We start from the raw sequence: 12,700 nt of genomic DNA, 5'->3' as shown, positions 1-12,700 counted from the left end.
TTGTATTCAGCCGTTAAGACCCATGGCCTCGGCAGCTATACGATTTTTCACCGGCCCCATCTGGTTGAGCCAGCGCAGGCCGGTATTTCGCAGCCAGCGGACCGGCAGCTCATCACGGCCGAACAGCTGCTTGAAGCCCTCCATGGCGGCCATCATGGCGAGATTCTCGCCTTTCCGGCGGCGCTGATAGCGCGCCAGAACCAGCTCATTGGCTGGACTCAGGCCCGCCTTTTTAGCTCGCGAAAGCTCATCGAGCAGAGCCCGTACATCGCCGTAGCCAAGGTTGGCACCCTGTCCCGCCAGCGGATGGATGGTATGGGCCGCATCGCCGACGAGGGCAAAGCCGGGGGCAATGTAGTCCTTCGCGTGCCGCTGTCGAAGCGGAAAGGCGAAGCGGCCGGAAATGGACTGCACCGATCCCAGCTCGCGCTCAATCGCACGCTCAAGTTCAGCGGCAAAGTCGGTGTCGTCCAAAGTCATCAGACGCCGCGCTTCCGCGGTATCCTGAGACCAGACAATGGAACAGAAATGCTCATCTCCGGACTCTGGCAGCAAGGGCAAAAACGCCAGCGGCCCGGTCGTCGAAAATCGCTGCCACGCGGTGAAACGGTGGCTCTGGCTGGTCTTCACCGTGCATACGATTGCCTGCTGGTCGTAGTCCCACTCACGCGTTGGCAGGCCAACCCAGTGGCGCAGACGGGAATTGGCACCGTCACAACCGACCAATAGCCCCGCCGACAAGGATCGACCATCCTCCAGCTCAACCGTATAAGTTCCAGACAACTGTTTACAGCCAGTAATCCTCGCGCCATCAATCAGTTCGACCGGACTTTGTTCCAAAGCCCTGAACAGTGATCGGACGATGCTGCGGTTCTCGACAATCGTTCCGAGGGCTCTCGCCTGCAGCTCGGCGGCCTCAAACTGTATTCGCCCCGTGCCGTCGCCATCCCAGACCCTCATGGTCTGGTAAGGACAGTGCCGACCGGCGGTCACCTCGGACCAGACTCCGAGTTGCTCCAGCAATTGCTGGCTCGCCACCGAAATGGCACTGACCCGTGGTTCGAAATCGGCAACGGTGGTGGCGGAGTCCAGGGCCTCAACCAGAGACTCATGTCCGGAACCTTCCACCAGCCCCACATGCCACCCTTGTCGTGACAGCCCGAGAGCCAGGGCGGAACCGATCATGCCACCGCCAGCCACAAGAATATCGAACGTTTGCGCCTCACTCATTAGCCGGCGCCTCCCGGTTCAGGCTTCCGGGCCGCTCAATCAGGGCGCGGCGGCCGCCCAGGCCCATGGCCTTGCGGGCAAACCAGCGTTTTGCCCCAGGCAACAGATCAAGACCCACCAGGCCGGCATCGCGGGCCACCGTAACCGGCAGCATGGAATGCCCGAACAAACGGACAAGCGAATCGGAGAAGCGCACCGTCTGCTGCCAGTCCTCCCGATGCAGTGCCTGGTAGCGCTTCAGGACCTCAAGATCGCCAATCGACCTGCCTTGCTCTTCAGCCAGGCGGAACTGTTCGACCAGCGTCATGAGCCCTCTCAGCGCGAGATTGAAGCCCTGCCCCGCGACCGGATGCAGGGCATGGGCCGCATTGCCCACCAGGGCGACCCCGGGGCGCACTGGCTCATCCACCGTGGTCAGGGTCAGCGGATAATGATGACAGGCACCGATGCGGGTAAAACGACCCAGACGCCAGCCAAACCGGTCCTGAAGCCAGCGACATTTCTCGTCGTCGGGCAGCTCCAGAACCTCCTCCAGGACCTCATCGGATAACGTCCAGACCAGTGCCGACTGGTGCCCGGCACGCGTGGGAGAACCATGGGGCAAGAGAGCCATGGGACCGGCATCGGTGAACCGCTCAAAGGCGGTGAACCCGTGACTGTCACTGGTGGAGACATTGGCGATCAGGGCGTTCTGGCCATAGCTGTGACGATCGGCCCTGAAGCCAAGTTTCTCGCGCAATCCTGAGCGACCGCCATCTGCGACCACCAGACAGCGAGCCGTCAGCTCCGGGGCATTCTCGCCATCCTCCGACAGCCGGACCCGGACGCCACCGGGTATAGGCGTCATATCTGTCACTTCTGCCGGCGCCCGCCACTGGACATTGGTATCCAGAAGCTCACGCATCAGGCACAAACCCATCCAGCGATTGTCCGCTACGTAACCAAGCGCTTTCTGACCATGCTCGGCGGCATGCAGCCGGGTAGCGCCGAAATGCCCCCGATCAGAAACATGGATATGTTCAATGGGAGTGGCATGCTCGGAGAGCCGGTGCCAGAGCCCCAGCTCTTCAAAGATCAGCCGGGAGCCCCAGGACAGCGCGGTTGAACGGGCATCGTAACTCGGCTGGTAACTCTCCGGCAGGGCATCGGGCGCGAGCGGGAAGGCCTCGACCACGGTCACGCGCAGCGACGGCACCATCCGTGCCAGCGCCAGGGCCAGGGTCGCTCCGGCGAGGCCACCACCGGCAATGATCAGATCGGTATCAGGCTTGGTCACAGGCTGTCAGTCCGCCATCAGGGCTTCGATTTCGGCAATGGTTTTCGGCACCGCTTCGGTCAAGACCCGGCAGCCGTCTTTGGTCACCACCACATCGTCTTCGATGCGTATGCCTATGCCGCGCCATTTCTCATCCACGTCGGTGTTATCCGGCGCAATGTAAAGGCCTGGCTCGACGGTCAGGGCCATGCCGGGTTCCAGCTGGCGCCAGGCGTCACCGACCTTGTAATCGCCCACGTCGTGTACATCCAGCCCCAGCCAGTGGCCGGTTCGGTGCATGAAAAAGGGCTTGTAAGCTTCGTTGGCAATGGCGTCTTCCAGGGTGCCGGACAACAGCCCCAGATCAATCAGGCCCTGGGTCAGTACTTCCAGCGCAGCCTCATGGGGCCGGTTCCAGTGATTTTCCGGCGAGACCGCCTCAATGGCCCGATACTGCGCCGCCAGCACCACCTCGTAGAGGGCCCGCTGCTCATTGCTGAACTTTCCACTGACCGGGAATGTGCGAGTGATGTCAGAGGCGTAGCACTGGTATTCACAGCCGGCATCAATCAGTACCAGATCGCCGTCCTTCAGCGGCGCACTGTTCTCGATGTAATGCAGGATGCAGCCATTGGCGCCACCGCCCACGATGGAGGGATAGGCCGTAGACCGTGCGCCATGCTCCATGAAAGTGTGGATGAGCTCGGCCTCGAGGTTGTACTCGAAGCCGCCCTTGCGGGCCCGTTTCATGGCCCGGCAATGGGCCTCAGCACTGATCTGGCCGGCCTTGGCCATGATCTTGATCTCATTGGCGCTCTTGTATAGCCGCAGATCATGAAGCAGGTGCTCCAGGGCTACGAACTCGCCCGGCGGGTGGGCGCCGCTGCGAACCTTGCTGCGAATCATCTTCACCCAGTCCATGACCCGGGCGTCAAAATGATCGTCCTTGCCGAGGGGATAATAAACCCGGCTTCGACCCTCGATCATTCCCGGCAGGATGTCGTCGATGTCTGCGATCGGAAACGCATCGTCCAGGCCGTAGCGTTCGATGGCGCCTTCCGGGCCAACCAGGAAACCGTCCCAGAGCTCCTTCTGCGGATTGCGCTCTTTGCAGAACAGTACCGATTCCCCGTGTTCACGGCCCGGAATCAGCGCCAGGACGGCCTCCGGCTCACCAAAACCGGACAGGTAATGGAAATCGCTGTCCTGGCGGAACGGATGCAGCACATCCCGATTACGAACGCGCTCCGGGGCGGCCGGAATAATCGCAATGCTGTCTGGCGCCATACGCTCCATCAGCTTGCGACGGCGCTCGGCAAACTCCTTTACGGGAATCATGGAGTTCATAGTCTCTCCTGCAATCAGGACCCGGCTCAGTGCAGGGTCGGCGAATCAGACTTCGGTGGCTCAGGGGCGTTGAATTCAGTGAACACGGCGAGCGCCCCCAGCCGGATGTATTCGGTAATTTCCAGCAATTGCTGCTCGCTTTCGTCGTCCGCTTCTTCCTCTTCGGATAGCTGGCTGATGGCCACCATATCCTCGATCAGCTCCCGGATCTCGTCTGGCGCCTGGCCGAGTGACTCGCCGGCCGACAGTGCCATACCCTCGAGAAATCCCCGCACCCAGGAAACCAGGGCTTCCAGCCTCTGCTCAATGGCATAGTCGTCATCCGGCAATAAAGGATGGAAACTCATGTCTGCTGATTTCAAGAGCTCGAGGGTCTGTTCATAGGCTTTGTTCATGAACGGGGCGAGATCATCGGACTCTTCGGCCGCATTCTCGGCCAACCCCATGTGTTCACACACCATTGCCAGCCACTCCGGCTCTTTGATACGCGATCCGGCCGCCAGGCGACCACAGAGCGCGCCGTGCAGTTCGGATGGGTGGCTGAATGCCTTGTGAGCTGTAAAAACGTTGGCCCAGCGCTCGAATTCTGCGGCGCGGGCAGCACCGGAAGTGTCGGTTTCTGACATGAAACAGGCGGATCCTGTGTTAATGGATTAGAGGTCTATCCTAGCATTCAGGCGGTGCCAAGGCACTGCCTGTTGATTTTTATCCGGGGAGAGAACAAAATGTTATAACGTATCAATTTACATGGAAGACTCCGCCATGACGCCATCAAAACGCAGCTCTCTATTCCTGTTTACCAGCAGTGCCTTGTTGGCCTTGCCCGCTATCGCCAGTGACAATCCGGGCGCTCACCAGCACGGTCACGCAGAACTGCAGGCCGCTCTGGATGGCAATCAGATCGATCTGATTTTCACGTCGCCGGCCTACAACCTTTTGGGATTCGAGCACCGCCCCCGGACAGACGATCAGAAAGCCCTGATCACGGAAACAACCGAATGGCTTGAACGCACACCGCTGATCAACACGCCAGATGCCAGCTGCACCGTGGCGAGTGTTGAGGTTTATCAGGAGGCCGGCGGTGACTCTGATGACCACCATGACCATGACAATCACGACCACGACAGCCATGGACATAATGATCACAAAGCAGAGCACGGGCACGATGAGCATGAGCATGAGCATGAGCATGAGCATGAGCATTCGGAAGGGTACACCCACTCAGATTTTGAAGTGACCCAGATTTTGAATTGCACCGGTCTGGCTTCGGCAGAAACTTTGATTACTCCCCTCACCGAGCGCTTCCCCGAAATCGAACATCTTGCTGTCGAGTGGGTGTGGTCAGGAGGTCAGGGATCGACTCGCCTGGAACACACGGAACGCAGCTTCAGCCTGACAGGCCAGTGAGACGGCGGACAACGATTTGACGGCCCTACTCCCTGTAGGGCTCGACATTCGTTGCAATCATCGAGTAGGACGAGGTGCCAATGTCATTCTCGGTGCGGTCGATCACCAGCTTGCCTTCGATCCAGACCGGATCATACAGGGCTTCAAGCGTGAGACCTTCCTTGTATTTGACGTGAATAATCTGATTCGGGGGCGGTGGAGGCACGTGAATACAGGCGCCATAGTAAGGCACCAGGAAGAATTCAAGGATTTGCATATCCTGGGTCGTTTTCAGGGGCACCACGAAGCCGGGAATACGCCCTTCCACGTTGCCCATCTCAGGCACGACCCGGCCGGTCATGATCTCGTCCGGCAGCAGCGGCGGGCCATCGCCCTCGTGCTCAATCTCTGGCATATTCTCCAGCAGCGCCAGGTCTTCGGCGGGCATCAGTTCAAGCCAGTCAATTTCCCGGGTTTCGGCATGACCAACTGCCGGGAGCAAGAGCACCAGGACAAGCGCGGCGAGAGAGGGCAGCGCAAAGCGCGAACGCACCGGGGTAAACATCATTGGACCACAGACTCCTGATAGTGAAACTCGCAAACCGCCATCATACACCGGGCAGACAGCAACCAACATGACCAGCAAGACAGACTCAGCCAATAACAGTTCCCCGAGCGCGGAAACGTCAATTGAAGTACGCGGTCTCGACTTTTCCTGGAACCGGGTACAGGAACCCCTCAGTTTTCCGGATATTACCCTGAGGCGCGGTGATCATCTTTTCCTGCACGGACCCAGCGGCAGCGGCAAAAGCACACTGCTGAGCCTTTTGGCGGGCATGCTTCGCCCGGCCAGCGGCCACGTAAAGCTGCTTGGCACCGACATTCACCGCCTGAGCGCCGGCAAGAGAGATCAATTCCGGGCCGACCACATGGGTGTCATTTTTCAACAGTTCAACCTGGTGCCCTACCTGACAACCCGTGCCAACGTAACCCTGCCCTGCGAACTCTCTGAACTGCGAAAAAAGCGTACCGAACCGACGTTCGCAGAGGAAGCAGAGAGATTGCTTGCCGCCCTGTCGATCCCCGAAGACCACTGGCAACGGAAAGTCACCAGGCTAAGCATTGGCCAGCAGCAACGCATCGCGGCCGCCCGGGCGCTGATCGGCGCACCCGGACTGGTCCTCGCAGACGAACCCACCTCGGCACTGGATGCGGACAACCGGGACCGGTTCCTGGAACTGCTTCTGCATCTTGCGCATCGGCACAACACCTCGGTGCTGTTTGTCAGTCACGACCAGTCCCTGGCCCGCCATTTCGGCAATCATCTGGAACTGCGGGGTAACCGGATATGAAAGCACGCCTTGCTATGACACTCGCGATGGCAAGCCTTTGGCATCGCAAAAAAGTACTGGCCCTGGTGTGCCTGACCCTGACCCTGAGCGTTTCCCTGTTGCTGGGCATCCAGTACCTCCGCACCGAGGTCAAACAATCCTTCACCAGCACCATCAGCGGTACCGACCTGATCGTCGGCGCCCGCAGTGGCCAGCTGAACCTGCTGCTGTACACCGTGTTTCATATTGGCGATGCCACCAACAACATTCGCTGGTCGACTTACCAGAGTCTTAAAAGCGATAGCCGCCTCGAGTGGCTGATTCCGATTTCCCTGGGGGACAGCTACCGGGGTAACCGTGTCGTCGCCACAGACGAGAATTTTCTCAAGCACTTCCGTTATGGTCGCGACCTGCCGCTCGAAATGGCAGATGGCCAGTGGTTTGACGGAGTCTTCGACGTTGTGCTTGGCGCTGGCGTTGCCAGATCACTGGAGCACGGGATAGGTGAGCAGATTGTGCTATCCCATGGCGGTGGGCGCACCAGCTTCTCCAACCACGAAGACACGCCGTTTACCGTTACTGGCATACTGGCCCCCACCGGAACGCCGGTGGATCAGGCCGTCTACATTGGCCTGGACGGCATGGAGGCCATGCACGTGGGCTGGGAATCCGGGGTCGCCATTCCAGGCAGGACACTCACGCGAGAGCAGGCGGAAGGCCGCGATTTCACACCCAATGCCATTACCGCCGCATTTGTCGGCATTGAAAGACAGGTGCTGACCTTCCGGATACAACGGGAAATCAACCAGTTCTCCGGTGAACCACTGTCAGCCATACTCCCGGGCGTCGCCCTGAGCGAGCTCTGGCGGCTAATGGGCCAATTCGAGCGGGCGCTTCTGGGCATCACCGTGTTCGTCGTGATTACCAGCCTGATCGGACTGATCGCCGTTCTTTTAACCTTACAGGCGCAGCGGGCTCACGAAATTGCCGTACTCAGAGCAACCGGTGCCTCGCCGGCACTTATCGCCTCTCTGTATATCATTGAATGTGTCGCCCTTGCTGGCGTGGCCTGTCTGCTGGCTCTCGTGATTGGCATGGCAGGGGTTTCAACAGCAAGCCCATGGCTGCTGGCCAACTATGGACTGCAGATCGCGCTGCGCCCGCTGACTTCCGAGGAATGGGCATTGCTGGTCTCGGTGCCCGTCGCGGCCTTCATCGTAGCGCTGATCCCTGCCTTCAAAACATGGCGCCAGAGCCGCCGGCTGGGCTTTGGCGAGGCCGCAGATCAGTGATGGGCATCACGCAGGGAACGCAATGACAAGCCTGTAAATTGACCGACTTAGCGTCCACACTTATAGTTGAGCTTAATATCATAAAACCACTGCTGGGCACGTCATGGAACAGTCCGAAGTACAGGCATTAGCGGACAAGCTGGACAGGCTGATTGAACGCTGTCAGAAACTTGAGCGGGACAACGCCACATTGCGGGAGCTGCAGGACGACTGGAACCGGGAGCGGGCCCAGCTGGTGCAGAAAAACGATCACGCGAAACACAAGATCGAAGCCATGATCAGCCGCCTTAGGGCCCTGGAGCATCACTGATGGCACAGCAATCCACCACGGTTGAGGTGAAAATCCTCGACAAGGAATATCTGGTCGCCTGCCCCGAGGAAGAACAGGAGGCACTGCTGCGTGCCGCCCGGCATCTGGACAGCAAAATGCGGGAAATCCGCGCCGGCGGCAAGGTTTTTGGTACCGAGCGCATTGCTGTAATGGCCGCTCTCAACATTACCCACGAACTGCTCGAGCGCGACACCATGTCCGATGCCACCAGCACCTTGCTGCGAGCCATGGACAACAAACTGGACGGCGCGCTGGGTGATGGTTCCGGTCGTTAAATCCCCAGAGAATCGCAGACAGGTGTTGCAATCGGCCCCGACACTGCCCGTATAATGAGAACAACTTCCTGGGCTGTTCGGGATAGTCGGATACGTCCTCGAGCCGATGCGCACTACCCAGGTGGCTACTTCAGGGCATTGTGAGCACGTCCCCGACAGGGGAAAGCCTAATATGTCACAGCGGCCACCGACCTTGAACTTTGGGTTCAAGGGCCACATCCGATAACGGCAGCCCGGGAAGCTTTATTTTCAACGAGTTACCCCGAAAACAGTTACTTACGGTCTTCGTTCAATTCTGAACTGGTACAAAAGACTGGTACAAAAAGTGACTGTTCTACGCCTCAAATCTAGCCTCCACCGACGCCCTGAAACCGCCAATCTTTTCCTCCGAAAGGTCATTCCAACGGAGTTGCGCCCCTATTTCGGCAAACGCGAGATCAAATACAGCTTCCAGACTGCTGATCCAGTAACCGCACGGAGCCGGTATCACCAGATCAGCGCATGCGTTGAGCGACAAATTGCCAACGCGAGAGCGCAACTTTTGGGTACTGAAAAGATTACCGACCTTCATATACAAAAACTGGCGGAAGAATGGTATTCCCTCGCGAAAGTGGGTGCCGACTCTGATGAGCCACTATCCCCGCTCTCTCTGCACCAATTGCCGAGGAGACTAAGAAAGCCACCGTCATTTCTTAATTTAGATTCCTGCCCTCAAGCCAATAACTTGAAGAAGCTGGAGAAGGCACTGGGTACGGACGCTCGCACCTTACTCCTACACCACGGCATTGCTCTCAATCACAAAAGCGCGAAGTACCATCAGCTCCTCGTTTTATTGGCGGAGAAAGCACTCCTGATCGAGGGACGCGATCCGGTCGAATCTCATCTGGCGAGTGCCACCATCGGAAACACAGAAACACCGACGCTGAAGGGCATTTGGAATCGATTTGAAGCCCTCCACAGCGCCTCAGACAACCCTAGAGACCGGGGCAAGGTCACAACATACCGCAGCGACTTCTCGAAGCTCATACAACACGCTGGAGATATCAGGCTATCAATGCTGACGCGAGAGCATGCATTAACGTTTCGAGACGCGCTCCGCGAACTTCCTGACACAACCATCCCAAACTTTAAGATACGGTCCGGTCTCAAACCAAAAGAATTTCGTCAGTTACCTCTCGATCGACAGCGAGACATCGCAAGCGAAGAAAATCTGCCCGTTAGAACCGCCAGCGGCGTGAAAGCGGCCTTGAAACGAGTTGCAGCGGTTCTTACGTTTGCGGATCAAGAACTACAGACGAAATATAACGCCTTCAATCCCACGCCAATGGTGCCAAATACCCAAACACAGCATCGGGGAGAAGCTTTTGAATACAGTAAGGAAGAAATTGAGACCTTATTGACCTCGGATAACATCCTCACGTCGTTAACCGTTGATGAAATTTGGGCGATGTTGACTCTTTACTTGACTGGAGCGCGACTAGGGGAAATTGCTCCAATGTTGGGCGAGGATTTGGTTATGGTTCGCGACACACAAGCTTTGCGCATACGTGAGGACCATTCCATGGGTCGCACTGTGAAGAACTATTCGAGCATCCGCAGAGTTCCTGTTCACCCTTATATGAAGGACCTGGGTTTCACAGAGTATGCAACTAGACCTGCACGAGAACCGCTATTCCCAAGCCTATGGGACATGACCGGAAACAAAGCCAACAGGTTTAGCCGTAAATTGAAGAAATTAGGGCAAGAACAGGGGATAAAACCAACGGTACGCCCAGCGCACGGCTTTAGGCATCATGTGATTGGACTGTGGCGCGAAGCTGAAAAAAGGCAGGACCTCCAAGATGCGTATCTCGGCCATGCAAACAACTCACAACAGTCCAAGTATTCCGATTTCAAAGCCTTGGCTAAATCGGCGGAGACCGTATGGCCGCCCCTTCCAGACCAAGAGTTGCTGACTAAATACCTATGGCCGGATGAAGCTGTGTCATAAACGCTGACCAGCTTCAGCCACGAGCTGATACAAAGATTCGGTACTGTTCACTTTGCCGATTAACCTTTGCGACGCAGACACGGAACTCTTCTCCCTTGAATTCTTCTGTCTCGGCAAAATAATTGTCCAGCTCATAGCTCAAACGACTCATGAATGCCTGTTTTAGAGCCCTCATAAAGCCCTGGGACGACAGATTCCCTACCCACGGAACGACTCCTACCTGCCCTATGGCTGATTCAATGCTGGAGTCAAATGATACGTCTAACTTAAGTTCGATGGAGTCGGATGTCACCTGTCGTCTTTGTCCGAAGACAGCATGCTTCGGTTTAATCTCATGAAATGCTTCCCTAAGTCGCTGAACAATCTCAACAGTCTTCTCTTTCACTGGTGGAAAGACGGTGCGGGCGGCTATCGAGGGAGCAATCTCAAGAACGCGATTGTAAGCCCACGCAGACTGCGAAAGTTGCCACTGATGCCATACAGTAGGGCACACCAGACTGTCGTCACTATCGCCGCCACGGATGAGTTGCAGGGCTTTCTGTCGACTGTATGCGTCCGTCGCACTGTAATCGGTCGCAGTTGCGAGTTTTCCCAGGATGTTGGACTCAACGGCGTGAACTTGTTCAACCAGCCGAGGGTACTCAGCCATGTGGTCTGCAATGAAGCTGAACACCGCCCCCAATGAGAGGTATTCAACCGCCTTCAGAAGGTCTCGATTCGAATCGTGCCCTGATCCCTTCAGGTCTTCGATAAAAATGAAGCGCATTCCCCGGCGAAGTGCTTTGTCGACGCCTTTCACATTCTTTGCTATCTGCGGATATCGATCTTTTACGAGCACCAGCCAGGCAATCGCCAAATAGGACGGCGTGAATGCAAAGTCTATAGCAGCATCCCCGGGCATAGTTGTGTCTTCCGGAATCGCCCAGGAACCATGACCAAAATGAAGTTCAGGATTGTCCCGCTGGTTTTCGACAAGGTAACGGGTGAACGCTTCGATCTGGGCATCTGTCGGCGAATGCCTGGTGTTTCTGGCACAACGAAGAAAAGTGAGGCGTTGATAAAAGCCCTTGACCGCCTCCCTATAGCTTCTCAAATCGTAATCGATGAATGGCAAGGGTCGCACGGGCACATCCCATGAAAACGCTCCCAGGGGTTGCTTAGGCACGAGGTGATGAACTTGGTCAGATGTCAGATTATCGAAATCTAGGTCTTCGGTGATGAAGATCATGTCTATCTCCTTTTCTTGGTTAAGAATACAGTTGCACTAACTGGTTGGCAATACTGTATCTATAACGCTATCGAGTAGGAGCAGGTATCGTGATCTCGAAGTCTGTCGGTTTGAGTGCTGTCGGGAAGGTGAATTCTTAATTAAGAATACAGTATCCTCTTCATCTTAAATGACGGTGAGTGAGGTCCTATGCAAGTAACAATCAAGTTGATCGCATTGACAATAGGTCATGCTCAACTGCAACTCATGCTGCCATGCGACGGGACGGAGTTGCCTTCGGCGGACCTAACGGAAGGCGGTCCAGACGCGGTTGCGTCTGAACTTGCATCTGAACTCTCTGGATACTCGGAAGGAGTCCAGCGTCATGGTTTTCTTTCACCGGGTGACACTGATACTGACAGCCTGACGTTGATCTATATTCAACTGGTAACTGAGGAGAAGCTTCAAGGCAGTCAGGATGAAGATATCGCTCTGGTACCCGTCCCCGAAGCTGGCAGTGTTCTGAATTCCGTTGAAACCCAAATCGTGAACGACGTTGTCGGAAACCTGAAAGCTGACCTTGACCAGGTGATGCACTCACGATTGAACAAGCGAGGATTGATCCAGTTGTTGGGGTTGTTACCGGACATCTTCGATCATAAGGAGCTCGCGGCAGCCTATTACGCTCTCACTGGCGATAAGCCCTCCAGCTCCCTGATGCTCGCGCGGATGATGCTGGACCGTTACACGATGGGCAGCGGTGATCGGCAGCGGGAAGTGAAAGGGCGTGACTTGATCGAGGAATACGTGCCGGAAGCGCCAGACTTTCTCGATGAGAAGTGGGAGAAGAACAAAGACCTCTATCGAACCGGTGGACCCAAAGCCAAGAGACTGTATAAAAAGAAACGCATTCTCGATTAGCGGTTTCAGCGTCTGGATTGCTGCACAGATGGCAGACCACTACACTCGATACATTATCAAGCTAACGGATGCGTTGTTCTTTCCAATCAACATCATGACAACCGTGAATGTATTGATCGGAACAGACTTCGCCTC

The 12,700-nt window shown here is 56.5% G+C and carries 13 protein-coding genes and 1 other RNA gene; 8 read left to right on the top strand and 6 right to left on the bottom strand.

Annotated elements, in window-relative coordinates; all coding sequences use genetic code 11:
• Positions 1–6: 6 nt before the first annotated feature.
• Genes CFB02_RS17210 through CFB02_RS17195 form a run of 4 tightly spaced genes read right to left on the bottom strand, consistent with a single transcriptional unit; the run spans position 7 to position 4,458 of the window.
• On the bottom strand, positions 7–1,230 hold the full coding sequence (locus tag CFB02_RS17210) for an FAD-dependent monooxygenase (RefSeq protein WP_088558985.1): 1,224 nt from the start codon (positions 1,228–1,230) through the stop codon (positions 7–9).
• On the bottom strand, positions 1,223–2,506 hold the full coding sequence (gene ubiH / locus CFB02_RS17205; RefSeq protein WP_088558984.1) for a 2-octaprenyl-6-methoxyphenyl hydroxylase: 1,284 nt from the start codon (positions 2,504–2,506) through the stop codon (positions 1,223–1,225). Before ubiH ends, CFB02_RS17210 begins: the two co-directional genes overlap by 8 nt.
• A 6-nt stretch (positions 2,507–2,512) precedes the next feature.
• Positions 2,513–3,832 (bottom strand): Xaa-Pro aminopeptidase, encoded by a 1,320-nt coding sequence (pepP, locus tag CFB02_RS17200; protein ID WP_088558983.1) that lies wholly within the window; start codon positions 3,830–3,832, stop codon positions 2,513–2,515.
• 26 nt (positions 3,833–3,858) lie between these two features.
• Positions 3,859–4,458 carry a UPF0149 family protein gene (locus tag CFB02_RS17195; RefSeq protein WP_088558982.1) on the bottom strand — a complete coding sequence of 200 codons (600 nt, stop codon included), beginning with the start codon at positions 4,456–4,458 and terminating at the stop codon, positions 3,859–3,861.
• Positions 4,459–4,594: 136 nt separating this feature from the next.
• Between CFB02_RS17195 and CFB02_RS17190 the strand changes: the two genes are divergently transcribed.
• The gene (locus CFB02_RS17190; protein WP_088558981.1) at positions 4,595–5,239 is read left to right on the top strand and encodes a ZrgA family zinc uptake protein; all 645 of its coding nucleotides are present in this window, start codon (positions 4,595–4,597) and stop codon (positions 5,237–5,239) included.
• Positions 5,240–5,264: 25 nt separating this feature from the next.
• Here CFB02_RS17190 and CFB02_RS17185 read toward each other — a convergent pair whose 3' ends face one another.
• Positions 5,265–5,783, bottom strand: coding sequence for a DUF3299 domain-containing protein (locus CFB02_RS17185; RefSeq protein ID WP_088559294.1), 519 nt, complete (start codon positions 5,781–5,783; stop codon positions 5,265–5,267).
• A 70-nt stretch (positions 5,784–5,853) separates the two neighbouring features.
• Between CFB02_RS17185 and CFB02_RS17180 the strand changes: the two genes are divergently transcribed.
• The 6 genes from CFB02_RS17180 to CFB02_RS18115 all read left to right on the top strand — a co-directional run bounded on the left by CFB02_RS17180 (position 5,854) and on the right by CFB02_RS18115 (position 10,437).
• Positions 5,854–6,570 carry an ABC transporter ATP-binding protein gene (locus tag CFB02_RS17180; RefSeq protein ID WP_088558980.1) on the top strand — a complete coding sequence of 239 codons (717 nt, stop codon included), beginning with the start codon at positions 5,854–5,856 and terminating at the stop codon, positions 6,568–6,570.
• The gene (locus CFB02_RS17175) at positions 6,567–7,841 is read left to right on the top strand and encodes an ABC transporter permease (protein WP_088558979.1); all 1,275 of its coding nucleotides are present in this window, start codon (positions 6,567–6,569) and stop codon (positions 7,839–7,841) included. The genes CFB02_RS17180 and CFB02_RS17175 overlap by 4 nt, the downstream gene beginning before the upstream one ends.
• Positions 7,842–7,944: 103 nt before the next feature.
• A complete protein-coding gene (locus CFB02_RS17170; RefSeq protein WP_008170964.1) occupies positions 7,945–8,151 on the top strand; it encodes a TIGR02449 family protein in 207 nt (68 codons plus the stop codon).
• Positions 8,151–8,447 (top strand): cell division protein ZapA, encoded by a 297-nt coding sequence (locus CFB02_RS17165; RefSeq protein WP_014578418.1) that lies wholly within the window; start codon positions 8,151–8,153, stop codon positions 8,445–8,447. The genes CFB02_RS17170 and CFB02_RS17165 overlap by 1 nt, the downstream gene beginning before the upstream one ends.
• A gap of 62 nt (positions 8,448–8,509) precedes the next feature.
• A non-coding RNA gene (ssrS, locus tag CFB02_RS17160) (6S RNA) lies at positions 8,510–8,691 on the top strand.
• 81 nt (positions 8,692–8,772) lie between these two features.
• Positions 8,773–10,437: a DUF6538 domain-containing protein gene (locus CFB02_RS18115; RefSeq protein ID WP_157677820.1), complete on the top strand. Its 1,665-nt coding sequence runs from the start codon at positions 8,773–8,775 to the stop codon at positions 10,435–10,437.
• A 13-nt stretch (positions 10,438–10,450) separates the two neighbouring features.
• Here CFB02_RS18115 and CFB02_RS17150 read toward each other — a convergent pair whose 3' ends face one another.
• Positions 10,451–11,665 carry a hypothetical protein gene (locus tag CFB02_RS17150; RefSeq protein ID WP_088558978.1) on the bottom strand — a complete coding sequence of 405 codons (1,215 nt, stop codon included), beginning with the start codon at positions 11,663–11,665 and terminating at the stop codon, positions 10,451–10,453.
• Between the two features lie 189 nt (positions 11,666–11,854).
• Between CFB02_RS17150 and CFB02_RS17145 the strand changes: the two genes are divergently transcribed.
• Complete coding sequence (locus CFB02_RS17145) at positions 11,855–12,565, top strand: hypothetical protein (protein ID WP_088558977.1); 711 nt, start codon at positions 11,855–11,857, stop codon at positions 12,563–12,565.
• The last annotated feature ends 135 nt before the right edge of the window (positions 12,566–12,700 follow it).

This window comes from Marinobacter sp. es.042, from assembly GCF_900188315.1.
Lineage (GTDB): Bacteria > Pseudomonadota > Gammaproteobacteria > Pseudomonadales > Oleiphilaceae > Marinobacter.
Note: the sequence above shows the minus strand (reverse complement) of the source record. Positions and strands in the feature narration are given on the sequence as shown.

Coding starts and splice junctions, on each gene's coding strand:
- CFB02_RS17175 (WP_088558979.1), top strand. CDS start 6,567: ATGAAAGCACGCCTTGCTATGACACTCGCGATGGCAAGCCTTTGGCAT.
- CFB02_RS17170 (WP_008170964.1), top strand. CDS start 7,945: ATGGAACAGTCCGAAGTACAGGCATTAGCGGACAAGCTGGACAGGCTG.
- CFB02_RS17195 (WP_088558982.1), bottom strand. CDS start 4,458: ATGTCAGAAACCGACACTTCCGGTGCTGCCCGCGCCGCAGAATTCGAG.
- CFB02_RS17145 (WP_088558977.1), top strand. CDS start 11,855: ATGCAAGTAACAATCAAGTTGATCGCATTGACAATAGGTCATGCTCAA.
- pepP (WP_088558983.1), bottom strand. CDS start 3,832: ATGAACTCCATGATTCCCGTAAAGGAGTTTGCCGAGCGCCGTCGCAAG.
- CFB02_RS17150 (WP_088558978.1), bottom strand. CDS start 11,665: ATGATCTTCATCACCGAAGACCTAGATTTCGATAATCTGACATCTGAC.
- CFB02_RS17185 (WP_088559294.1), bottom strand. CDS start 5,783: ATGTTTACCCCGGTGCGTTCGCGCTTTGCGCTGCCCTCTCTCGCCGCG.
- CFB02_RS17165 (WP_014578418.1), top strand. CDS start 8,151: ATGGCACAGCAATCCACCACGGTTGAGGTGAAAATCCTCGACAAGGAA.
- CFB02_RS17180 (WP_088558980.1), top strand. CDS start 5,854: ATGACCAGCAAGACAGACTCAGCCAATAACAGTTCCCCGAGCGCGGAA.
- CFB02_RS17190 (WP_088558981.1), top strand. CDS start 4,595: ATGACGCCATCAAAACGCAGCTCTCTATTCCTGTTTACCAGCAGTGCC.
- CFB02_RS17210 (WP_088558985.1), bottom strand. CDS start 1,230: ATGAGTGAGGCGCAAACGTTCGATATTCTTGTGGCTGGCGGTGGCATG.